At 60.5% G+C, this 22,195-nt stretch carries 23 protein-coding genes, 3 pseudogenes and 1 riboswitch; of the genes and pseudogenes, 17 read left to right on the top strand and 9 right to left on the bottom strand.

Annotated features, from left to right (window positions below):
* The first annotated feature begins 30 nt into the window (after nucleotides 1–30).
* The 16 genes and pseudogenes from AC0V8S_RS22405 to AC0V8S_RS22330 all read left to right on the top strand — a co-directional run bounded on the left by AC0V8S_RS22405 (nucleotide 31) and on the right by AC0V8S_RS22330 (nucleotide 13,835).
* Nucleotides 31–780, top strand: coding sequence for an electron transfer flavoprotein subunit beta/FixA family protein (locus AC0V8S_RS22405; RefSeq protein WP_183459547.1), 750 nt, complete (start codon nucleotides 31–33; stop codon nucleotides 778–780).
* A gap of 20 nt (nucleotides 781–800) precedes the next feature.
* Nucleotides 801–1,739: an electron transfer flavoprotein subunit alpha/FixB family protein gene (locus tag AC0V8S_RS22400; RefSeq protein ID WP_475433432.1), complete on the top strand. Its 939-nt coding sequence runs from the start codon at nucleotides 801–803 to the stop codon at nucleotides 1,737–1,739.
* Between the two features lie 78 nt (nucleotides 1,740–1,817).
* A pseudogene (locus tag AC0V8S_RS22395) lies at nucleotides 1,818–1,913 on the top strand (carboxylating nicotinate-nucleotide diphosphorylase); the annotation flags it as partial.
* A gap of 100 nt (nucleotides 1,914–2,013) precedes the next feature.
* A complete protein-coding gene (bioB, locus tag AC0V8S_RS22390; RefSeq protein ID WP_432421213.1) occupies nucleotides 2,014–3,015 on the top strand; it encodes a biotin synthase BioB in 1,002 nt (333 codons plus the stop codon).
* On the top strand, nucleotides 3,012–4,151 hold the full coding sequence (locus AC0V8S_RS22385; protein WP_475433430.1) for an 8-amino-7-oxononanoate synthase: 1,140 nt from the start codon (nucleotides 3,012–3,014) through the stop codon (nucleotides 4,149–4,151). The genes bioB and AC0V8S_RS22385 overlap by 4 nt, the downstream gene beginning before the upstream one ends.
* Nucleotides 4,148–4,783, top strand: coding sequence for a dethiobiotin synthase (gene bioD / locus AC0V8S_RS22380; protein ID WP_183459551.1), 636 nt, complete (start codon nucleotides 4,148–4,150; stop codon nucleotides 4,781–4,783). The genes AC0V8S_RS22385 and bioD overlap by 4 nt, the downstream gene beginning before the upstream one ends.
* Nucleotides 4,783–6,048: an adenosylmethionine--8-amino-7-oxononanoate transaminase gene (locus tag AC0V8S_RS22375; RefSeq protein ID WP_183459553.1), complete on the top strand. Its 1,266-nt coding sequence runs from the start codon at nucleotides 4,783–4,785 to the stop codon at nucleotides 6,046–6,048. Before bioD ends, AC0V8S_RS22375 begins: the two co-directional genes overlap by 1 nt.
* Entirely contained in the window at nucleotides 6,045–7,028 is a 984-nt protein-coding gene (locus AC0V8S_RS22370) for a beta-ketoacyl-ACP synthase III (RefSeq protein WP_475433428.1), read from the top strand. Before AC0V8S_RS22375 ends, AC0V8S_RS22370 begins: the two co-directional genes overlap by 4 nt.
* 56 nt (nucleotides 7,029–7,084) lie before the next feature.
* Nucleotides 7,085–7,537: an aspartate 1-decarboxylase gene (gene panD, locus AC0V8S_RS22365; protein WP_475433426.1), complete on the top strand. Its 453-nt coding sequence runs from the start codon at nucleotides 7,085–7,087 to the stop codon at nucleotides 7,535–7,537.
* 104 nt (nucleotides 7,538–7,641) lie between these two features.
* Nucleotides 7,642–7,758, top strand: a riboswitch (TPP riboswitch).
* Between the two features lie 104 nt (nucleotides 7,759–7,862).
* Nucleotides 7,863–9,698 (top strand): phosphomethylpyrimidine synthase ThiC, encoded by a 1,836-nt coding sequence (gene thiC, locus AC0V8S_RS22360; protein WP_475433424.1) that lies wholly within the window; start codon nucleotides 7,863–7,865, stop codon nucleotides 9,696–9,698.
* Nucleotides 9,695–10,696, top strand: coding sequence for a glycine oxidase ThiO (gene thiO, locus AC0V8S_RS22355; protein ID WP_475433422.1), 1,002 nt, complete (start codon nucleotides 9,695–9,697; stop codon nucleotides 10,694–10,696). Before thiC ends, thiO begins: the two co-directional genes overlap by 4 nt.
* A complete protein-coding gene (gene thiS / locus AC0V8S_RS22350; RefSeq protein ID WP_183459563.1) occupies nucleotides 10,665–10,862 on the top strand; it encodes a sulfur carrier protein ThiS in 198 nt (65 codons plus the stop codon). Before thiO ends, thiS begins: the two co-directional genes overlap by 32 nt.
* 1 nt (nucleotide 10,863) lies before the next feature.
* Nucleotides 10,864–11,636: pseudogene (locus AC0V8S_RS22345) on the top strand (thiazole synthase).
* Complete coding sequence (locus tag AC0V8S_RS22340) at nucleotides 11,633–12,238, top strand: thiamine phosphate synthase (RefSeq protein WP_183459567.1); 606 nt, start codon at nucleotides 11,633–11,635, stop codon at nucleotides 12,236–12,238. Before AC0V8S_RS22345 ends, AC0V8S_RS22340 begins: the two are co-directional and overlap by 4 nt.
* Nucleotides 12,229–12,990 (top strand): hydroxymethylpyrimidine/phosphomethylpyrimidine kinase, encoded by a 762-nt coding sequence (locus AC0V8S_RS22335; RefSeq protein ID WP_475433420.1) that lies wholly within the window; start codon nucleotides 12,229–12,231, stop codon nucleotides 12,988–12,990. Before AC0V8S_RS22340 ends, AC0V8S_RS22335 begins: the two co-directional genes overlap by 10 nt.
* Before the next feature lie 662 nt (nucleotides 12,991–13,652).
* On the top strand, nucleotides 13,653–13,835 hold the full coding sequence (locus tag AC0V8S_RS22330; protein WP_475433418.1) for a hypothetical protein: 183 nt from the start codon (nucleotides 13,653–13,655) through the stop codon (nucleotides 13,833–13,835).
* A gap of 498 nt (nucleotides 13,836–14,333) precedes the next feature.
* Here the strand turns inward: AC0V8S_RS22330 and AC0V8S_RS22325 are convergent, their stop codons facing one another.
* The 9 genes and pseudogenes from AC0V8S_RS22325 to AC0V8S_RS22285 form a co-directional block, all read right to left on the bottom strand.
* On the bottom strand, nucleotides 14,334–14,480 hold the full coding sequence (locus tag AC0V8S_RS22325; RefSeq protein WP_183459571.1) for a hypothetical protein: 147 nt from the start codon (nucleotides 14,478–14,480) through the stop codon (nucleotides 14,334–14,336).
* Nucleotides 14,481–14,866: 386 nt separating this feature from the next.
* Nucleotides 14,867–15,136, bottom strand: a complete 270-nt coding sequence (locus AC0V8S_RS22320; RefSeq protein ID WP_183459573.1) for an exopolysaccharide production repressor protein — start codon at nucleotides 15,134–15,136, stop codon at nucleotides 14,867–14,869.
* A 930-nt stretch (nucleotides 15,137–16,066) separates the two neighbouring features.
* Nucleotides 16,067–16,879: a hypothetical protein gene (locus tag AC0V8S_RS22315; RefSeq protein ID WP_475433416.1), complete on the bottom strand. Its 813-nt coding sequence runs from the start codon at nucleotides 16,877–16,879 to the stop codon at nucleotides 16,067–16,069.
* A 405-nt stretch (nucleotides 16,880–17,284) separates the two neighbouring features.
* Nucleotides 17,285–17,866 (bottom strand): CatB-related O-acetyltransferase, encoded by a 582-nt coding sequence (locus AC0V8S_RS22310; protein ID WP_475433414.1) that lies wholly within the window; start codon nucleotides 17,864–17,866, stop codon nucleotides 17,285–17,287.
* A 70-nt stretch (nucleotides 17,867–17,936) separates the two neighbouring features.
* The gene (locus AC0V8S_RS22305; protein WP_475433412.1) at nucleotides 17,937–18,701 is read right to left on the bottom strand and encodes a class I SAM-dependent methyltransferase; all 765 of its coding nucleotides are present in this window, start codon (nucleotides 18,699–18,701) and stop codon (nucleotides 17,937–17,939) included.
* Nucleotides 18,702–18,930: 229 nt separating this feature from the next.
* A pseudogene (locus AC0V8S_RS22300) lies at nucleotides 18,931–19,579 on the bottom strand (IS5 family transposase).
* Entirely contained in the window at nucleotides 19,551–19,694 is a 144-nt protein-coding gene (locus tag AC0V8S_RS22295) for a hypothetical protein (protein ID WP_475438762.1), read from the bottom strand. The pseudogene AC0V8S_RS22300 and the gene AC0V8S_RS22295 overlap by 29 nt, the downstream one beginning before the upstream one ends.
* Before the next feature lie 114 nt (nucleotides 19,695–19,808).
* Nucleotides 19,809–20,204, bottom strand: coding sequence for a hypothetical protein (locus AC0V8S_RS22290; protein WP_475433410.1), 396 nt, complete (start codon nucleotides 20,202–20,204; stop codon nucleotides 19,809–19,811).
* Between the two features lie 1,073 nt (nucleotides 20,205–21,277).
* The gene (locus AC0V8S_RS22285) at nucleotides 21,278–21,709 is read right to left on the bottom strand and encodes a hypothetical protein (protein ID WP_183459588.1); all 432 of its coding nucleotides are present in this window, start codon (nucleotides 21,707–21,709) and stop codon (nucleotides 21,278–21,280) included.
* 92 nt (nucleotides 21,710–21,801) lie between these two features.
* Between AC0V8S_RS22285 and AC0V8S_RS22280 the strand changes: the two genes are divergently transcribed.
* A complete protein-coding gene (locus AC0V8S_RS22280) occupies nucleotides 21,802–22,176 on the top strand; it encodes a hypothetical protein (protein ID WP_183459590.1) in 375 nt (124 codons plus the stop codon).
* Nucleotides 22,177–22,195: the final 19 nt, after the last annotated feature.

Below are 22,195 nucleotides of genomic sequence, written 5' to 3'. Positions count from 1 at the left end.
ACGTCTTGGATCTGCTAAGGAAGAAATGAAATGAAGATCCTTGTGCCCGTGAAGCGGGTTGTGGATGCGAACGTCAAGGTTCGCGTGAAGGCTGATGGTTCGGCGGTGGAACTCGCCAACGTCAAGATGGCGATGAACCCGTTCGACGAGATCGCGGTGGAAGAGGCGATCCGGCTGAAGGAAGCCGGCAAGGCCGAGGAAATCATCGTCGTCTCGATCGGCCCGCAGCAGGCGCAGGAAACCTTGCGCACCGCGCTCGCCATGGGCGCCGACCGCGCCATCCTGGTCAAGACCGACGAGCAGACCGAGCCGCTCGGTGTTGCCAAGGTACTGAAGGGTGTCGTCGATGCCGAACAGCCCGGCCTCGTCATCCTCGGCAAGCAGGCGATCGATGACGACTCGAACCAAACCGGCCAGATGCTGGCGGCCCTGCTCGGCTGGGCGCAAGGCACGTTTGCCTCCAAGGTGGTGCTCGACGGCGACAAGGCCAAGGTAACCCGCGAAGTCGACGGCGGCCTGCAGACGGTTGAGCTGAAGATGCCGGCGATCATCACCGCCGATCTTCGCCTCAACCAGCCGCGCTATGCCTCCCTGCCCAACATCATGAAGGCCAAGAAGAAGCAGCTCGACGAAAAGACCCCGGCGGACTACGGCGCCGACGTCAAGCCGCGCCTCAAGGTCATCAAGACCGAAGAGCCAAGCGGCCGCAAGGCAGGCGTCAAGGTCAAGAGCGTCGCCGAACTGGTCGACAAGCTCAAGAACGAAGCCGGCGTGCTCTGAGATCGGAAGGAACAGATAAAATGACCATTCTCCTCATCGCAGAACACGACAACGCCACCCTTTCCGACCAGACCGCCAAGGCGCTCTCGGCGGCCCTGCAGATAGGCTCGGACGTGCATGTGCTGGTGGCCGGCAAGGGCGCCAAGGGTGCGGCCGACGCCGCGGCCAAGCTCAAGGGCGTCAGCAAGGTGCTGCTGGCCGAAGCCGACGAACTCGCCGAGCGCCTCGCCGAACCGACGGCCGCACTGGTCGTGTCGCTCGCCGGCGGCTACGACACCATCATCGCCCCGGCGACCTCGTCGGGCAAGAACGTCGCACCGCGCGTGGCGGCCCTGCTCGATGTCGCGCAGGTGTCCGAGATCATCGAAGTGGTTTCGCCGGACACGTTCAAGCGGCCGATCTATGCCGGCAACGCCATCCAGACCGTGCAGTCGACCGACGCCAAGAAGGTCATCACCGTGCGCACCGCCTCTTTCCAGGCAGCGCCCGAGGGCGGCTCGGCCGCTGTCGAGACCGTCAAGGCGGCGGCCAATCCCGGCCTCTCCACCTTCGTCGAGAACAAGCTGTCGGACACTGACCGTCCGGAACTGACCTCGGCCAAGATCATCATTTCGGGTGGCCGCGCCCTCGGCTCCTCGGAAAAATTCCAGGAGGTCATCCTGCCGGTCGCCGACAAGCTCGGTGCCGCCGTCGGCGCCTCGCGTGCCGCTGTCGATGCCGGTTATGCACCGAACGACTGGCAGGTCGGCCAGACCGGCAAGGTCGTCGCTCCGGACCTCTACATCGCGGTCGGCATCTCCGGCGCCATCCAGCATCTCGCCGGCATGAAGGATTCCAAGGTGATCGTCGCCATCAACAAGGACGAGGAGGCGCCGATTTTCCAGGTTGCCGACTACGGCCTCGTCGGCGATCTCTTCGTCATTCTGCCGGAGCTCGCAATGCACATTGGCGATACTTGATCGCAGAAGATGCGCTCTGCACATTATCTAGTATTCGATAGGCGGTTTCGCATTCTGGGTGCAAACGGAAGTCTTTGTGCGCGTTCTACCTCATGTGTCGATCTGATTTCGGTCGGCTGGTTGACTCACAGCGCCCCGATCCTCGATATCGGCCTCGATTACCGTGAGCTTTGATCGTGAGACCCTGACCATCTACGCTCGACCCAGCTCCTCCCGACGGGGCCGCCAGTCTGAAAGGCGCTCATGTCGCCACAACGCAAGGAACAGGATGGAAATGCACGCAGCGATTTCGGAAAAGACCACGCCTGAAATTCAATCCCTCGGCGACCGCCGGATGTGGAGCCTTGAAGAGGCCCAGTCTCTCCACAACGCGCCCTTCAACGATCTTTTGTTTCAGGCGCAGACCGTGCACCGCCAGAATTTCGATCCCAACAAGGTCCAGCTCAGCCGGCTTCTCAGCATCAAGACCGGCGGATGTCCGGAGGATTGCGGCTATTGCAGCCAGTCGGCGCATCACGAAACCGGCCTGAAAGCGTCGAAGCTGATGGAAGTCAGGCGCGTCATCGCCGAAGCGACCAAGGCGCGCGATGCCGGCGCCACCCGCTATTGCATGGGCGCGGCCTGGCGAAACCCGAAGGCGCGCGACATGGATGCAGTGGTGGCGATGGTCGAAGGCGTCAAGGCGCTGGGCATGGAGACCTGCATGACGCTCGGCATGCTCGATCTTGAGCAGACCGCTCGTCTGAAACAAGCAGGTCTCGACTATTACAACCACAACATCGATACGTCGGAGCGCTACTACAACGAGATCATCAGCACGCGCAGCTTTGCCGACCGGCTGGAGAGGCTCGAGCAGGTGCGCCAAGCCGGCATCAAGGTTTGCTGTGGTGGCATTGTCGGCATGGGCGAAGAACCGGTGGACCGGATCGACATGCTGGTGACGCTGGCCAACCTGCCGGAACATCCGCAAAGCGTTCCGATCAACATGCTGATCCCGATCGACGGTACCCCGCTTGCCGACGCCAGGCCGATCGAGCCGATCGAATTCGTGCGCGTGATCGCCCTGGCGCGCATCATGATGCCGAGATCGCATGTCCGTCTCTCCGCCGGCCGCACCGCCATGACCGACGAGATGCAGGCGCTGTGCTTCTTTGCCGGCGCCAACTCGATCTTCGTCGGCGACACGCTGCTGACCGCGGACAATCCCGGCGAGGATAAGGATAGTCTGCTGTTCCGGCGCCTCGGCATCGAGCCGATGGAACTCGAGGCGCAATGAACGGGGCAACCCTCGCCCGCTATGACGCGACCTTGCAGGGGCTGGCGCGCAAGGACCGGCTGCGGACGCTGTCGCCGCGCGCCGGCCTCGACTTCTCGTCGAACGATTATCTCGGACTTGCTGCCTCCAAAAGACTTGGCGAGGCGGTTGCGGCGGCAATTGCGCGTGGCACGCCGGTTGGCGCCACCGGGTCGCGGCTGTTGCGTGGCAACGCGCCGGAACACGAGGCACTGGAGGCGGACGCGGCGGCCTTCTTCGGTGCCGACCGCGCATTGTTCTTCGGCAGCGGCTACATCGCCAACTTCGCTCTCCTGACCGCGCTGCCGCAAAAGGGTGACCTGCTGGTCCTCGACGAACTCGCCCATGCCAGCATGCATGAGGGTGCGCAGGCCGGACGCGCCCAATTCGTGCTGGCCGCGCATAACGACGTTGATGCGGTCGAGGATGCGATCACGCGCTGGCGAGCCGGCGGCGGCACGGGGCGCGTCTGGATCGTGGTCGAAAGCCTCTACAGCATGGATGGCGACCGCGCGCCGATGGAGAGCCTGATCGCGCTTGCCGATCGGCACGAAGCATTCATCGTCGTTGACGAGGCGCACGCCACCGGCGTCTGCGGATCGGACGGCCGGGGGTTGGCCGCCGCATTCGAGGGCCGCGACAATATCATTGCGCTCCACACATGCGGCAAGGCGCTCGGCGCGTCCGGAGCGCTCGTCACCGGGCCGGGACTGCTGTGCGACTATCTCGTCAACCGCTGCCGGCCGTTCATCTACTCCACCGCGCCATCGCCGCTGATGGCAGTGGCAGTGCGCGAGGCGATTGCCATGCTGTCCGATGAGCCCCAACGCCGTGTCCAGTTGCAGGAGCGCGTTGCCTTCGCGGGCCGCCAATTGGCCGAGCGCTGCGGCGTGAAGCCCAGCGGCTCGCAGATCCAGCCCTTTGTCATCGGCGACAACAGGCGCACCATGGCGGTGGCGGCGGCACTGCAGGCCCGCGGCTTCGACATCCGCGGCATTCGTCCGCCGACCGTGCCCGAGGGCACGTCGCGCCTGCGCATTTCGCTGACGCTCAACGTCGACGAAGCCGACATTTCCACCATGGTCGAGGCCCTCGTCGAAGTGTTGGGCACGGCATGACCAAGCGCATCGTCATCACCGGAACCGACACCGGCATTGGCAAGACAGTGTTTTCGGCGGGGCTCGCCGGCCTGCTCAATGGCTTCTACTGGAAGCCGGTGCAATCGGGCCTCGACGAGGAGACCGACAGCGAGGTCGTTGCCCGGCTTTCCGGCTTGCCTGCTGGGCGCGTCCTGCCGGAAGTTTACCGTCTGAGGATGCCGCTTTCGCCGCATCGATCAGCCGAAATCGACGGCGTCGCGATCGAGGCGGCCAAGCTCTCACTTCCAGTCCTACCGGGTCCGCTCATCATCGAAGGCGCCGGCGGGCTCATGGTGCCGCTCAACCGGCAGACAAGGTTCATCGATATTTTCCGGGAATGGCAACTGCCGGTCATCCTTTGCGCGCGCACCGCGCTCGGCACCATCAATCACACCCTGTTGTCGATCGAGGCGCTGCGGGCCCGCTCCATCCCGCTCATCGGCCTCGCCTTCATTGGCGAGGAGGTGGCCGATACGCAAAAAACAATCGTGGAATTCAGCGGCGTGCCACAGCTCGGGAGACTGCCCCTGCTCGATCCGCTGACGGGTGAAACGCTGAGGGATGCGATGGTTGCCGGCTTTGACCTCGCCTCGATTGCGGGAGGCGAATGATGTCGCAGTCCAGTGTGTGGCATCCGTTCACGCAGCACGCGCTTGAGCCCGTGATCCCTGAAATCGTCCTGACGGAGGGAGCCTATCTCCAAAAGGCCGACGGCACGCGTATCCTGGATGCCATCTCCTCCTGGTGGGTCGTCACCCATGGCCACCGCCACCCTCGCATCATGAAGGCTATCGAGACGACCGCGTCGAGCCTTGACCAGATCATCTTTGCCGGCTTCACGCATGAACCAGCCGAACGTCTGGCCAAGGCGCTAGTCGGCCTCGCTCCCTCCGGTCTCGACTGGGTGTTCTATTCCGACAGCGGCTCGACCTCCGTCGAGGTCGCGCTGAAGATGGCGCTCGGGTATTTCGGCAACATCGGCGCACCGCGCTCGCGCATCGTCGTCATGGAGCACAGCTATCATGGCGACACCATCGGCACGATGAGCGTTGGCGCCCGCGGCGTGTTCAACGCCGCCTACGAGCCTTTGCTGTTCGAGGTCGACACCATCCCCTTCCCGGCCGCCGGGCACGAACAGGAAACGCTGGATCGTTTCGAGGCCGTCAGCCGCGACCGGTGCGCCGCCGCGCTGATCGTCGAACCGCTGGTGCTTGGTGCCGGCGGCATGCTGATGTACCCGGCTTCGGTTCTGACCGAATTGAAGAAGATTGCCGAAGCCTCCGGCACGCTGCTGATCGCCGACGAGGTGATGACAGGCTGGGGACGAACCGGAACCATGTTCGCCTGCGAGCAGGCATCCATCTCTCCAGACATCCTGTGCACCTCGAAGGGCCTGACTGGTGGCGTGATCCCGCTGGCGGCCACGCTTGCCACCGACGCCATCTTCCAGGCTCACTATTCCGAGGACCGGAAGAAGACCTTCTTCCATTCGAGCTCCTACACCGCCAATCCAATTGCCTGTGCGGCCGCACTCGCCAATGTCGAGATCTGGCGCGACGAGCCCGTGGCCGAGCGGATCGCGGCGTTGAGTGCGATGCAGGCCGCCGGGCTTCGGCGCTTTCGTGACAATGCCAACTTCGCCGACAGCAGGACGACCGGCACGATCGCGGCCCTCGATCTGCGCACCGGCTCGGCCGGCTATCTGGCCGAGATCGGACCGAAACTGCGCGCTTTTTTCCTCGAGCGCGGCCTGCTCGTGCGCCCGCTTGGCAATGTCCTCTATCTTCTGCCACCCTATTGCATCACCGGCGAGGAACTGGACGGACTCCATGACGCCATCGAGGAGGCCGGCGAACGCTTCGGTTCGAGGCCATGAGCAGGTCGTCGTGCATTCTCGGGTTTGGCCATCATGCGCCTGGTCGCAAAGTGCCAAATGCCGAGATCGAGAGCAATCTCGGCCTCGAGCCGGGCTGGATCGAGCGGCGTACCGGGATACTGTCGCGCTTCTGGGCAACGGACGAAGACACGCTGTCTGGCCTTGCCGCTCATGCCGGCGACATGGCGCTGGCGAACGCCGGCATCGACCGCAGCGACATCGGTCTGCTGTTGCTTGCCACCTCGACGCCCGACCACCTTCTGCCGCCAAGCGCGCCGCTGGTCGCACACCGGCTCGGACTCGGCCGAGCCGGAGCGGTCGACCTGACCGGCGCCTGCGCCGGCTTCATCTATGCGCTGATGTTCGCGGATGGATTCACCCAGCTGCACGGCAAAGCGGCCCTCGTCATTGCCGCCAACATCCTCAGCCGCCGCATCAACCCGGCCGAGCGCGCCAGCGCCGTGCTGTTTGCCGATGCCGCCGGCGCCCTGGTGATTGGTCCGTGCGAGGATGCTGATCGGGGGATTCTCGGAGCCTCGGTGGATTCGGACGGCTCGCGCTACGGGCTGATTCAGATCCCGGCGGGCGGAAGCAACATCCCGTTCCATGGCGACCTCGACCTCGGGCAAACCCGCATGACGATGACCGACGGCCGCGAAGTGTTCGCCAAGGCCGTCGAGATGATGACCGCCTGCTCGCAGGATGCATTGGCCACAGCCCGGACGCGGCCGCAGGACATCGATCGGTTCGTGCCGCATCAGGCCAATGCCCGCATCTTCGATGCGGTCGGGAGGAACCTTGGCATAGCGGATCATGTAACCGTTAAGACGATCGCCGACTACGGCAATTCTTCCGCAGCAACGATCCCGCTCTCGCTCTCGCTGGTCCATCAGACGGAGCCATTTCGGTCGGGTGAGAAGATTCTTCTGGCGGCGGCGGGTGCGGGTCTTAGCGGTGGTGCTCTCGTCGTCGGCATTTAGCCGACCAAGCGAGCGCGCCAGGACGGATCATGAATGATCTATGGGGCAACAGAGCAATGCGAAAAATAGTCGCCGGCAAGCTGCACGGTATCCACGTCACCGAAGCAAACCTCAACTACCACGGTTCGATAACGCTGGACCCTGACCACTGCGAAGCAGCCGGGATACTGCCGATGGAATTCGTGGAGATATGGAACAAGAATTCCGGTGCGCGGATTTCAACGTATGTGATTCTGGGCGAGCGCGGCTCGCGGTGCTGCATCCTCAACGGTGCTGCCGCCCGCACCTGCCAGCCAGACGACCAGATCATTGTCTGCAACTCCATCTACCTGGACGAAGCGCAGATCACCTCGCTGAAACCGAGGATCGTCACTTTTGACCAGCACAACCACATACGTGACCGCCTGAGCTACTCGGTCGATCTCGACGCACATGGCCGGTACAGGTTTTCCATCCTCGACGAGGCGAATGCGGCTTTGGCCATTCCCGCCCTGGTTTCAGGAGCGTGATTTTGTCCCCGATGCATGCGGGGGTTTTATGCTGGGTTTCATTGGCGGCCGGTCGAAGGCGCCCGAATGCGCTTGACAAGATTGCGCTGGCCCGTCCAACTTAAGGCATTCACCAGGGGAGTCCCGGCAAGGGGCTGAGATACTGCTGGCTTTCGCGGCGCAGTGACCCGTTGAACCTGATCCAGTTCATACTGGCGTAGGGACGGTGCAAGCGCTTTGCGGGAGTTCACGCCCGTGGTCCTGTTTTGAACAGGTCGACAAAAGCGTCTTTTCATCCTTCCGGCACAGAACTGGGTCTCCAATGCATGAGCAAAGGAGCCTCAAGATGAATGCCCTCACCCCCGCCGTGTCGACGGGACCGCTGCCCGCCTCACGAAAAATCCACAAGCCCGGTGCCATCCACCCCCAGATCAGGGTGCCGATGCGCGAAATCTCCGTCCATCCGACAGCCGGCGAGCCGCCCGTCATCGTCTATGATCCGTCCGGCCCCTATACCGACCCGACCGTCGAAACCAGCATCGAAAAGGGCCTCGCCCAGCTTCGCCATGAATGGATTACGGCACGCGGCGATGTCGAAGCCTATGACGGCCGCCATGTCCGGCCGGAAGACAACGGATTCGCGGCGGGCGAGCGCCTGACACCGGAATTTCCCGTCCGCAACCGGCCGCTCAGGGCCAGATCAGGCAAGGCGGTGACACAGCTCGCCTATGCGCGCGCCGGCATCGTCACGCCCGAAATGGAGTTCGTCGCCATCCGCGAGAACCTCGGCCGCGAGGTCCTGCGCGGCAAGCTGCAACGCGACGGCGAAGCCTTCGGCGCATTGATACCGGATTTTGTCACGCCGGAATTCGTGCGCGACGAAGTGGCCCGCGGGCGGGCGATCATTCCAGCCAACATCAATCATCCCGAGAGCGAGCCGATGATCATCGGCCGCAATTTCCTGGTCAAGATCAACGCCAATATTGGTAACTCCGCCGTCACATCGTCGATGGCCGAGGAAGTGGAAAAGATGGTCTGGGCGATCCGCTGGGGCGCCGATACGGTGATGGATTTGTCGACCGGCCGCAACATCCACAACATCCGGGACTGGATCGTGCGCAATGCGCCGGTGCCGATCGGCACCGTGCCGCTCTACCAGGCGCTGGAAAAGGTCGGCGGCATCGCCGAGGACCTGACCTGGGAGGTCTACCGCGACACGCTGGTTGAGCAGGCCGAACAGGGCGTCGACTATTTCACCATCCACGCCGGCGTGCGGCTGCACTACATCCCGCTGACCGTTGACCGCGTCACGGGCATCGTCTCGCGCGGTGGCTCGATCATGGCCAAATGGTGCCTGCACCATCACCGGGAGAGCTTCCTTTACGAGCATTTTGCGGAGATCTGCGACATCTGCCGCGCCTATGACGTGTCTTTCTCGCTCGGCGACGGTCTTCGTCCCGGCTCAATCGCCGATGCCAATGACGCAGCGCAATTCGCCGAACTGGAGACGCTCGGCGAGCTGACGCAGATCGCCTGGGCGAAGGATTGCCAGGTGATGATCGAAGGTCCCGGCCACGTGCCGATGCACAAGATCAAGGAGAACATGGACAAGCAGCTCGCCGTCTGCGGCGAGGCGCCCTTCTACACGCTTGGACCGCTGACCACCGACATCGCGCCGGGCTATGACCACATCACTTCAGGCATTGGTGCTGCCATGATCGGCTGGTTCGGCACCGCCATGCTCTGCTATGTCACGCCCAAGGAGCATCTCGGCCTTCCCGATCGCAACGACGTCAAGATTGGCGTGATCACCTACAAGATCGCCGCGCATGCCGCCGACCTGGCGAAGGGGCACCCGGCGGCGAAAGTCAGAGATGATGCCCTTTCCCGCGCGCGCTTCGAGTTCCGCTGGGAGGACCAGTTCAACCTGTCGCTCGACCCCGAAACCGCACGGTCCTTCCACGACCAGACCTTGCCCGAGGAGGCGCACAAGCTGGCACATTTCTGCTCGATGTGCGGGCCGAAATTCTGCTCCATGCGCATTTCCCACGACATTCGTGCCGAAGCGCAGAAGGAAGGCATGGCGGCGATGGCGGCGAAATACCGCGAGGGCGGCGATCTCTACATGCCGGCGGACGAGACCGGCGTACCGGTCGTGCCAGAGGCTCCCAAACCATCATGAGGGTGCTCGTCAAAGGGGCCGGTGTTGCCGGCATCACCGTCGCTTTCGAACTCGCCATCCGAGGCGCGGCGGTGACCGTCGTCGAGACCCGGCATGGCATCGGCGGCAATGCGTCGTGGTTCGCCGGCGGCATGCTGGCGCCATGGTGCGAGCGTGAAAGCGCGGAGCAGCCGGTGCTGGATCTCGGACGCGACGCTGCCGACTGGTGGGATGCGGTGCTGTCGGGTCAGGTGACACGGGCCGGGACACTGGTCGTGGCCGCGCCGCGTGATGCCGGAGAGCTTGACCGGTTCGCAAGTCGCACGTCGGGGCATCGGCGTGTCGATGAAAACGAAATTGCGCTCCTGGAACCCGACCTCGCCGGCCGCTTCCCGCGTGGATTGCTCTTCCCCGACGAGGCTCATCTCGACCCACGCCTAGTGATTGCAGCGCTTCATGACAAGCTCGCCACCATGGGTGTCGAATTCCACTTCGGCTGCGATGCCACGCAGGTTTCCGGTTTCGATCGTCAGATCGATTGCACTGGAATGGCAGCGAGCGATGACAGGCTGCGTGGTGTTCGCGGTGAGATGCTGATCCTGCGCACGCCGGACATTTCGCTGTCACGCCCAGTCCGGCTGCTTCATCCGCGCTTTCCACTCTACGTGGTGCCGCGTACCGATCACCGTTTCATGATCGGCGCGACGATGGTTGAAAGCCAGTCCGCCGGACCGGTCACGGTGCGTTCCATGATGGAGCTTTTGGGCGCGGCCTATGCTCTCCATCCGGCCTTCGGCGAGGCTGGCGTCATTGAGACCGGCGCCGGTGTTCGTCCGGCCTTTCCCGACAATCTGCCGCGTGTCGAAATGAGCGGAGACGCCGTCGCGATCAACGGGCTTTATCGCCATGGTTTTCTCCTCGCCCCCGCTATGGCTCGCCAGGCTGCCGACCTGGTTTTCAATCAAGACAGAACCAAGGAGCTCGCTCATGAAACTGATCGTCAACGGCGAAGCGCTTGAGATTGCCGCCACCACGTTGGCGGCGCTGCTTGCCGCGCTCGACTATGAGGGCGATTGGCTGGCGACGGCCGTCAACAGCGACCTCGTGCACAAAGCCAACCGCGCGGAATTCCGATTGAGCGACGGCGACCGGATCGAAATCCTCTCGCCCATGCAGGGAGGCTAGCATGTTCGAGCTTTATGGGACCGAGCTTTCGTCGCGCCTGCTTCTCGGCACGGCTCAATATCCTTCGCCGGCCGTCCTTGCCGATGCAGTCAGGGCGTCGGGCCGTCGGTGGTGACCGTCTCTTTGCGGCGTGAGATGGCGGGCGGCAGGGCCGGCGAAAAATTCTGGTCGCTGATCCGCTCGCTCGGCACGAGAATCCTGCCCAACACGGCCGGCTGCCACTCCGTCAAGGAAGCGGTCACTACCGCGAACATGGCGCGCGAAGTCTTCGGCACGACCTGGATCAAACTCGAAGTGATCGGCAACCACGACACTCTGCAGCCGGACGTGTTCGGCCTGGTCGAAGCCACCCGTATCCTGTGCGAGGACGGCTTTGCGGTATTCCCCTATACCACCGACGATCTCGTCGCCGCCGAGCGGCTGCTGGAAGCGGGCTGCAAGGTCCTGATGCCGTGGTGCGCACCGATCGGTTCCGCCTTGGGACCGGTCAACATGACGGCGCTGCGCTCGATGCGCGGACATTTCCCAGGCGTCCCCCTGATCGTGGATGCGGGGCTGGGACGGCCGTCGCACGCGACCACCGTCATGGAACTCGGCTTTGACGCCGTGCTCCTGAACACGGCGGTGGCCAGGGCGGCCGATCCAGTCGGCATGGCGCGTGCATTTAGCAAGGCGGTCGAGGCCGGCCGTGAAGCTTACAGCTCGGGAATGCTCGAACCGCGAGACGTCGCCGTGCCGTCGACACCGACAATCGGCAGGGCCGTTTTTTCATGAAGCTCGATCCCTTCTATCTGATCGTCGACAGTGCTGCCTGGATCGAACGGTTGGTGCCGCTTGGCATCAAGCTGATACAGCTTCGCATCAAGTCGATGGACGAGGCCGGCTTGCGCGTTGAGATCCGCAAGGCAAAGGCCTTGTGCGCCCAGCACCACTGCCAACTCATCGTCAACGACCATTGGCGCCTGGCAATCGAGGAAGGCTGCGACTTCGTCCATCTTGGCCAGGAGGATTTGCAAACCGCCGATCGTTCGCGGATTCGGGTAGCCGGCGTGAGGCTCGGACTGAGCACCCATGATCATATCGAGCTGGAAACGGCGATGGCCGCCGAGCCAGACTACATCGCGCTCGGCCCCATCTACCCAACGATCCTGAAGAAGATGAAATGGGCGCCGCAAGGAATCGAGCGGATCAGCGATTGGAGGCGCCGGGTCGAGCCGATTCCATTGGTCGCCATTGGTGGCCTGAACCCTGACCGGCTCAGCCGTGTCTTTGCGGCTGGCGCCAGCAGTGCAGCGGTGGTGACTGACATCACGCTGAACAAGGACCCTGAAGCGCGCGCGCGCGAATGGATCGAAAAGACGGACCAATGGCGCTGAGGCAAGAACCCTATGTGCTTGTCGTCGGTGGATCCGACTCCAGCGGGGGCGCCGGAATTGCCCGCGATATCGAGACGATCTCTTCAATTGGCGTGCGCACCTGCCTCGCCGTTACCGCACTGACTGTGCAAACCCACGACGCCGTCATGGATATCAGTCATTCGCAGCCCGATCTTGTGGTCGATCAGATGCGCGCTGCGCTGCAGGCCAACAAGGTAGCGGCCATCAAGATCGGCATGCTCGCGACGGCTGAGATCGTCGTTGCGGTTGCCGCCGTGCTGCGCGAAAATCCGCAGATGCCGGCAGTACTCGACCCGGTATTGGCCTCCACTTCAGGCGGTGCGCTGCTGGAAGCAGGCGCCATCGCCGCCATGAAACGCAATCTGATGCCGCATTGCCGTCTCGTCACACCCAATCTCATCGAGCTGGCGCTCCTTGTCGGCACGGAACTCTGCGTCGACGAGGATGGCGCAGTCAGGCAGGGCCAGGAACTGCTGGTCGCGGATGCGCAGGCCATCCTGATCAAGGGCGGTCATGGATCCGGACCCCGATCGACCGATATTCTGTTGCGCTGCAATCACGAACCAGTCCGCTTCGACACACCGCGCCTTGCTACGTCGATGCGCGGTACGGGGTGCATGCTGGCCAGTGCGATTGCGGCGCATCTGGCGAAGGCGAGCCCACTCGAAGACAGCGTACGCAAAGGCAAGCGGTTTGTTTTCCAGAATCTGCGGAAGAATGCAGCCCCATGACAGCGATAAATCAGCGGGCAAACGATGAACATCAATGGCCGCTGGCCGTAAGCTCCTGATGGTTTCGACTGTCCGTACTCGTGGACGAGGAGTATATTAGTTCCTGCCCCGCAAACGGCCTCGGTCGACAGTTTCTTCAGTTGTTTGCGGTTCGGCCCTCGCGTCTCTCATCCGCGCGACGGAATTGTGCCTTACCGCGGCCGCCAAAGGATGAACGCCGAAGGAGCTAGCAGGATGACGTTTAGCGGCACGACCGAGGCCTCACCATCGAGACAAATGAAAGATTATCGCAGCGGCGCTCGGTATTTCTAACTGGCTTTTCGAGGCGCCCGCCTGGGGCATATGATCTTGATGCCTAGCCGTCAAATTTCAAACTGAGACAAGATGCTGACCCGAGGGGTGCCCGTACAATTCCTGTGAAGACCACGCGATTATTGCGCGAGGCGCTCTGGAGGCACGACCAGCGTGACCACCAACCCATTTCTTGACCAGGCATAATCGATCGAGCCGCGCAGGTGCCCGGTTACGCTTCGCTCAACCAACCTGCTCCCGTAGCCTGGCGCGGCGGTAGGTGCCTCGACCGGCGGCCCGCCATTTTCTGTCCAGACGATCGTAACGGTCGCGCCGAGCGGCATGGCCTATGATGGGAGCATGTTCCCCGAATGGCAGCAAGCATCCTCGTCGGGGCTGTCCCACGCCTTGCGCTCTCGGCTGGCCGCGTCGCCGGCGAGGCTCGCTATCTGGAAGGCACCGGCCGCATTCGCGATGCTGTAGCAGGTGACGGTTCGATATTGCTTTTGACTGACGACGGCGGACAGGTTCTTCGCGTGACACGCGGGAACTAACTCAGCATAGATGCGCCTCTGCCATCATGAAATCCGCATATGACCTTAGCGGATCTATGAGCTAAATTGCATCTTCACCGACGCACCGTCGCGGCGCGGCGATTTGACGAAAAATCCGACACCGGACATTAGTCTTGCCCGGGGTGAGCCTTGGGGATCCTCAGCCAAGAGCGCAGTCTGCTCCGGTCCAACTGTCGCATTACCGGCGTCACCATTACGCCGTGCATAACAACCGAACTCAACACGGCTAATCTGAACGCGAGTTCGCCTCGCTGCAGGATTTCAGGGAAGAGAGTAAGGGCCAACGCCTGCCGGATTTAAAGTTGGCACCGGCCACTGCGCGAAGTCCCGCAATAGTGAATGGTCCAGTGCCACTCGGTCCCGTAGGGCTCTCGGAACCGACCCATGCGCAGGCACTTCGTCGTTAATATCGATGGCCATTCGGAAGACGTTCGCTCGCCCCACCAGACAGATATGTAGCGAAGGGAGCGTTTCGCATCATATCCAGCGAGGATGGTTGGCGCCCTGGGCGTGTTCCTCGTCGACCGGCCGGTTGGCGGCGTTGTTGGCGGTGGCGTAGACGGACAACGGCTCCGACTTGCTGTCACGGCGTATGTCGACGATAGCAAAAGAACGTCTCCTCAATAGCGAGCCTTGCGATGTAGCGGTCTACCGATACCACCCCCCATAGATGCTTGGATCAAGGCTGAACCACAGCGGATCCAGACGCCCCCCTCCTTCAGAAGCGCGCGCATCTCAATGGGAGCCGCAAGACAGAAAGTTCGAAAAGCTTCCAGGAACCCCAGCCCAACTGCATGACCCGTGGACGGTTCGATTCTCCAGCCATTTTTCAGTCGGCGCTCGTCCCGCCGCTACCGCAACCGGATCAAAGGTTTCACTGCAAGTGCGCCGACGTCGCGTTAGTTCGCTTCGCAGTTAGATAGCATCCCAGTTGTCGATAGCGTCCGACGCTTAGGCTTCTCGAGGAGTGCATCAGTCAGTTCTCTCACCGCCACTGAATCGCATAACCTTTATCGGCGATCGTCTCTTTGCAGCGGCTGACCGGTAACGACCTGGTGTTCGGTGGATTCGGGATTAGCTTCCTTCTTCTGCTCTTGCTTCATGTCTCGCCGCCCATAGACCAGCCTGAACACAAGCGCGAAGTACCCAACCTGCAATACAGCCGCAGCGATGATGCCCCAGGCAACAGCCCTCCACATAGATCCCGTGGCCACATAGGCCCAAGCCCCTACGACGCCCGACGTCGTCAGCATTCCCAGCAGAAACTGCGGAAAATACATCTTTCAATCCGAGAACAAATAAATAAGTTGTCACTAATTTAGCGACTTTGCAAACACAGGCCCAAACCCCGGGCCCGGCTCGGCCCCCGACCGCCTTGGCCCTATCTTCGGTGGTAAGCACCGGGCGCCAGTGCGGCGCTTCGAACACGCTCACGATGTGATAGGTTGTGACCGGCTTGTCAGTCACCCCTTCCCCTGAGCATTCAAGGCCGGCGCCTTAACGCCAATTCAATTTGTCATATATTAGAAGACGCTCATGCGCTTCTCCATTCTGCTTTTTTGCTTGGGGGCCTTCTTCTGTTGGGATTTCGCCGCCAACAATGGCGAATTCACCACTAGGCTTGGTATGCGAGTTGCCAACCTGATCCAGACGTCAGGGCTTTGAAAGGTTTCGAAATCTCGCGCGCGCTACATGACTTATGACGGGTTAAAACGACACCAAGGTCCGTCTAGAAGGCCGCCAGCGTCATTGCACAATCGCCAGGCGCGAACGCATGGCCGACGATAAGGAGTCGACGATCCGTATGTGCGAGGTGCGGCGGACCTGAAAAGCGGGCCGTCCGTCGGACGCCATTCCGGGCAACCTCCAGCGGATGATTGAATGACGTGGCAACAACTCGCCGGGCGAAGACCCCAGCACCCGGTGCCTAGTCCGATGCAAGATCGCTGCCCGCACCTCTGTCCCGAAATGGGACGGCAGCGCCATATCGAGCGCCTCTGCTTGTGTTGGTGGTCAACAGCACGGTTAACGGTGGAAAACCATGCTCGCTTTGGGTGGCAAGGCTGAACTGAAGCCCACCCCAGACAGTTTGCCCTCGTCCGAGGCGGGCCGTGGAAGCGCGCTCGACACGAGCCCTTTCCATCGTCGCGAAGCCTTTGCCTCGGCTCCGTGCGGCTTCCGGAGATCACGGGTGGCGGGTTTGCTGCTGATCAGACGATGCGCAACAGCTCGCGCAGGCGGACCGCTAATCTGGGCGAGGCCTGTAGCTCGGCGCAGCTCGTCTCCCATTGCCGCAGATATTCACCAATGGCCAGGCCGCTGCGGCCGGGCCAGCGGTTGAGTGCCCCCAGCGCCTCGATGCAGTCCGACGCGCTGTCGTATTCGGCGAGGATGGTCAGTGACATAGCCTGGGCGAACGGATTAAGGGCGGGCATTTCGATCTCGCCGCGATGATCGGTGAACCAAGCCGCAGCGTCGTGGGTGAGCCCCTGGCTATCGGCGAGAGCCGTATAGCGGTCGATGATATCCTGGCGGTATCGGGCGATGGCATCGCCGAAGGCGTTGTCGCCGGCGAAGGGCGGGGCCTCCTTCCAGCTTCTCGCCAGGTGCCCGAGCCCGCGCAGCGAGTGGGCCTCCACCATGGCTTCCTCGAGCCATTGGCAGGGGGGCGCCGGCCTAGCGTCCGGTTGCCAGCTGTTGCAGAGCACATGGCCGAGCTCGTGGCCGAACTGGTAGGCGAGCTTCGACCAATCCCGCTCGCCGATGTCCACGATGATCCAGGCCATGCTGCTGCCGTCCGGATGCAGCCAGATGGCCGGCGTGCCAGAAGTGTGTTCGTCGACACGCAGCCGCGTCGGCTGGCGGTCGGAGACGAGGCGGACGCCATCGAGGCAGGCATGTCGCATTCGCTGGACGACCTGATCAGCCGCGCCCTCAAGCATGCGGCCCCAGTCGCCGGCAAGCTCGATGGGCGCGGTGAGGAGGGTTGGCGGTTGGCGGGCCGAGGGAGATTTGGGAGACATGGCTGCGTAGGTTTTCCGCGAGTGACCCCCCAGCGTAGCTGGTGCCAAGCTGGTAGCCAATGAGACGGCAGCTAGTATGCCAAACTTTCGCCTGTTCGTCAGCTGATGCTCCTTTGTCCAAACATACTTATCGAGATATGGCCGGAGCGTCATCGGGAACTTTCTCCTGGGGACGATGCGCTTCTGTCCAACAAACTTTTCCGTTGGACAACAATTACTTCTTGGCGCCCATCGCAGGGCGTGCCGCAGTGCGGACAGCGCATGTGGCGAACAACATCGAGATCGGGAGGACTCTGCCGCACGTCCAGAGCATTGTGCGGACGTCAAGCTCTTTGACCTCGCAAGGACCTCGGCTAAACCTGCGAAAGCGCCATTGATGAATCGTGGGCTTGCTAGCGAAGCAGACTAAGAAACGAACTCCTTTGGGATGCCGCACGCATCGAAGAACAGCGAAATATTTCCTGATAGGAGAAAGGGAAGGGTTTCACGGATTCGTTCTTCCTCCCAATCCCACCAGCGAATTCTGAGTAAAGTTGCGACCTCCCTCTCGGAAAAACGCAGTCGCACAGTCTCTGCGGGATTTCCCGCAACGAGTGCGTATGGCGGAACATCACGCCGGACTACGCTTCCTGCCCCTATGACGGCTCCGTCCCCGATCCTTACACCAGAATGGATCATGGCATGGCTCGCGATCCAAACGTCATTTCCGATAATGACATCGCCCCTGGTCGCTGGGTGTCCGAGTATATTTTCGGCCTCGGGCCAGTGGGCGATGGCCGAAAAAGGATATGTTGTTATCCAATCTGAGCGGTGGTTCCCTCCAAGAAATATTTCAACGCCGTCTGAGATAGAACAAAATCTACCGATCTTTAACGATGCTTTTTCACCCCACCATCTGACAGTAGGAACTCCATAGCTATATTCTCCAATGTCAAAACCTCTTCCTTCCAACGCAGATCGAGTGAATATTGGAACGACCTGAGGCATCTATTTCGACTCCTGGGCCTTAACGCGGAGATGACCTTCTTCCCGAGATCTGCCACGGGGTCGAACTGGATCAAATCCAAAACTTCGTCGCCAAATGCTGAGCTGTGGAGAATTCTTTGCTCTTCTCAATGGATAGAGTCGTCCAGTAGTTGTCGTAAGCCTTTCGATCGATATCTTTTGAGGAAAAGCGACCAACAATCTCGACATATGCACTGTCAAGCCTTTGGCTAGCAGGGTCGAGATTGGTGATGGAAACGAGCCCTGTCGGCGGGCAGTCGAACATCGTTATGGAGAGATCGGGGCGGTAACTCCGAAGCACGGGAATGACCTTCCAAACATCTCCTGTCCACCATTGCGCAAAGCGAGATTTGGCCCACGTAGGGTCAGAGCGATCTCTAACCGTCATAAAGAACCCCGGGGGAAGGCAATCGTGTAGAAGGATGATCGAATTCTTGCGGCAATGCTTTTCTGTGTTCATAAAATCGCGGAGCAGGAATTCGAAAAGATGCATTCCATCAAGGAACGCAAGATCGATTGGAGCGCCGAACAATTGACTGGCGTTGTGAGTCGCGAAAAAATCGTCGCTAGATTGCTGAAACAGCATACAACTCGGTTTTTCACCCATTATGTCGGCATCGATCTGGAATTGGGGGTCGACCGCTATGCTGGCGCCGTTGGCCAATCGAAGTGTCGCGCCGCTAAGCGTGCCAATTTCGAAGTACGTCTTCGGTTTAAGACATAGATGGAGAGTGTTGAGAAATGCGGAATAACTCACACCGCAAATAGCGGCTGAATGATCAGCATCATCATTCGTACTTGCATTCTCGATATTCAACCTAGGTTCTCATTTTCAATCTAAAAATGAACAGCCGGCCGCGATCTTAACTATGGTATCTTAACTGCAAACCGCTGGACCGACAAGAGCCGGTGTCGACTGAAAGACAGTCGACGCATCGATTGCGGAGAGGGCGATTGGGCCGCCGTTGACGCTTCGACCATCAACCAGCCACGCCCGCGTCCTCAGCCGAGGGCGCCGGTAATGGCCCCTGCGCAGAAATGGTAACCTAGGCCGTAGACTCATAGGCGCGGAGCCACAGTCGCATTGAGGCGAGCTGGACCATGGCGAGGAAGTTGGCGGCGAGCTTGTCGTAGCGGGTGGCCACGCGGCGGAAGTGCTTCAGCTTCGAGAAGAACCGCTCGACGTGGTTCCGCTCTCGGTAGAGGCGCTTGCTAAAGCAGGGCTTCCACTTGCGATTGCTTTTCGGTGGGATATTGGGTGTGGCACCCTGCTCCTGGATCAGTTCGCGGATGCGATCGGCATCATAGGCCTTGTCGGCGAGGACGATGGTGCGCGGGCCGAGGTGGTCGAGCAGCGTGTCGGCGATCCCACCGTCATGCGCTTGTCCTGCCGTCAGGCCGAGCCGGATCGGGAGGCCTTGCGCGTCGACGACGACATGGATCTTGGTCGTGAGCCCACCTCGGCTGCGACCGAGGCAATGATCTGGCCCCCTTTTTTGCCGTCGCAGCCTGCTGGTGCGCTCGGATGGAAGTGCTGTCGATCATCTGGATGGTGCCATCGTGCGCGGCACTGATGGCGTCCATCAACTGGTCCCACACGCCTGCCTTTCGCCATCGATTGAAGCGGTTGTAACAGGTGGTGCGCGGCCCATAGCGCTCGGGCAGGTCACGCCAAGGCGCCCCGGAACGCAGCACCCAGAAGATGCCGTTCAGCACCCGCCTGTCGTCGACGCGGGACGCCTCGCGGCTTGTTGGGCAGCAGCGGCTCGATCATGTGCCATTCGAAGTCGGTCAGATTATATCGGCTCATGCTTGGTCTGAATCAGAATCCGGCGCGATATGAAAGGTAGGTCGGAAAATGACCTCGAAGCGGACGTGGGTAAGCCAAAGCCGATCCGGGTAGCCGGGCTAAAGGTCCGCTTGCTCAGTCGCGCGCTACGGGCTTCGGCGTGAAGCTGAATTGAACCTTGTCGTTCAAACCTATGGCGACGTGGACATTTGCAGTGTCTGATAGGCTACTAAACGTCATCTGTCTGAAGTCGGTGGTTCTGCGCGGACCGAGGCCAACGGGTTCTGTGGAGCTGAATCCGGCTGGATGGTCAAAGTCCGGTGGCCCCAGAGTTCCCACAACATCTTCCAGCGTATTTAGACCGTTTGTCGTCTTCCTAAGCCTTTCGAACTCTTCACGGGTCACATGCATGAAAAGCTCATCTCTTCGAGAGGCTGGCGTTTGGCCGCCGCAGAAGATGCAGTGATAGATCAGGACCTGCTGTTGAGCAGTTCCAACGATGTGATACTCATTTAGCTCGGCATCGAACACAATGGGAATCGAGGGCTCCTTGGAAAGTGCCTCAAGTGTCCCACATTCACATCTGGGGGCCTCAAAATTGGGTTTACTCACCGACTGATCCCTTGTGCGATCGAACCATAAGGTAGGACGCTGAGAAGCCCACCTACCAAACTTCTAGCACAACGGGCGTTTGCAGCGTAACCGTCCGCTTCTATTCGCATTTAGCATTTATGAGTTCACGACCTAGATCCGAAATCGCTGGCCAATCCTACCCAAGCATTCTCGTTTTAGCGCGATAAATCTCGCGTGACCAATCCTATGGGAGCGCTTCCGCATAACGTGCCGGCCAAAAGTAGACTCGAAAAGGTTCAGATATCGGCTCCTTAACCGCGCAAGGTCGCTCATCTGTGTCTCCACACAAATAAATGCGATTGAATTGTGGCTTACTAAAACGCTCTTGTCGACGGAGCAAGCTGCCCCATCGCCGGCAAACTTGATGGCGTTGAGGAGGAGGATCAAGGTGTTCGAAGTGGCGAGGTGCGTCATCATGGCCCGGCCATCCTTCGCCTTCAGCGCCATGCCTGAGCAAGCAAACCTACATGGCTAGGCACCAGCTTTTCCCAACCGCCTTACATCTTAGCAAATGTCCGTCGCCACTCGTCGACCGTCAAGATTATCACATTGGCTCCGGGCGTAAATCCTCCGATTTTTCTGACTCAGTAAGATTGGTCCCTCGTCCCAAAATCCGTGACCACCTCACTATCCTCGGAAAAAGTATGTATGATAAACAAACTGTATCGGTCTGACCACATAGGGATTTGCATCAATTATAGTAAGGATTGACTTCAGCTCTCCACTGGGATTAACGCCAATACCTTTAAGATAGTCGTAAAACGGTCCTGAATCCGGATTGCATTCGTTCGCATGTCGGATGAGGAAATTGTCAACGATGCCTGCGCGCCAACGCTCTTTCAGATGATGACCCCAATATATATCGAGTCCCCACCCCGAAATTGACAAATCAAATGAGTGAAGCATCTCTCGCAGAAAGTCACGTCTGAAGAATGGTGCCATCACCTCGACCCAGTTTGTTGTCCGTAGTATTAGACCAGGGTGATGGCGCGTAAGCGCGATGACACAGGAACTGTCAGAGGTGAGAGACGGTTGCGCGATATCCAGTGAATATTCTTCGCAAAGTTTGAAAAAATCAACTGGATCAAATAGAACTTCAATGTCATCGTCCAGAAAAAAACTCCCTCATAGATATTATGCAATCCCGTCGCCTCGAATAGCCGTTTGGCGCCATGCATCTTTGAGAGACCGCCGCCAAAAATGAGCTCGGCTCCGGTGCGGAAAGCGTCATCTGGGTGCGGGTCTGCATAGTAGTTTATCCCGACATCGTACTCCCGGCGCTCACTCAGGGGCTCAGAAAACAAGGAGGGGCGGCGCTTGGAACCGGCGCGTATCAGAATCAAGTACCGCCTTGGTTCACGCGGGACAGTTAGTATCTGGATGTCGTCCGAGTTCTGAAACATTGACGATTCTCCGATATCACGGTGGCGGTCTTCGGCCTCAAATTTTGCCGATGAAGGGACGTGGCGCCGACCGCCCAGTGACGAGGTGAAGCATGGTGTATTATGACGCCTTGATTTCCAAATGGGCAACGCTCACGACGTCCGGAACCACGGCAGCGGAGCAGGTCAATGCGATGACGGTAACCGGCCCAGCCGTGCCGATGATCATCCCGACCTATCGGATTTACAACCTCATCGTTGACAGCGAGTTCGCAGCGCTCAGCGAGCAACTCATCCGCAACATTCTCAGCATGGCTACTTTCTCCTGGACTGATGCGCTTCATTGTTCTGCCAGCAACCTTTTCCGCTGGATAGCACTTACTTTTCGGCACCCATCGCAGGGCGTACCGCAACCCATGACCATCGAACAAAGCTTGACGCGGTGTGTAAGCTGTTATGTTGCTTTCGCAGCGGTGACGAGCATTTGAACCGGTGATTGCAATGGGT

The sequence above is a fragment of the Mesorhizobium oxytropidicola genome (assembly GCF_056174625.1).
This window is presented reverse-complemented; position numbering and strand designations above follow the sequence as displayed.